The sequence below is a fragment of the Vogesella mureinivorans genome (genome assembly GCF_007644035.1).
Lineage (GTDB): Bacteria > Pseudomonadota > Gammaproteobacteria > Burkholderiales > Chromobacteriaceae > Vogesella > Vogesella mureinivorans.
Window position 1 is genome coordinate 1 of sequence record NZ_VMTV02000336.1, and the last position, 268, is coordinate 268.

A 268-nucleotide genomic window follows, 5' to 3' on the forward strand; every position below is an offset into this window, starting at 1 on the left:
CCCTTGGCCACGTAGTTGCGGAAGCCATCCGCCTTGGGTTCCAGCACCGCGAAGCTGTCGACGTCGGTCTGCTCCTGACTGGCATCGGTGCGGCCCGGGTGGAAGGGGACGCTGACCTTGACGCCCGCCTTGCCGGCCGCATCCTCGACCGCGGCATTGCCGGCGATCACGATCAGATCGGCCAGCGACACCTTCTTGCCGCCGGCAGCCGAGGCGTTGAAATCCTTCTGGATGCCTTCAAGCACGCCCAGCACCTTGCCCAGCTGCG

The 268-nt window shown here is 66.8% G+C and carries 1 protein-coding gene; it reads right to left on the minus strand.

The window, feature by feature from the left end; all coding sequences use genetic code 11:
- A partial coding sequence (locus FLQ44_RS10140) for a peroxidase family protein (protein WP_338117472.1) occupies positions 1-268 on the minus strand: 268 nt, incomplete at both ends.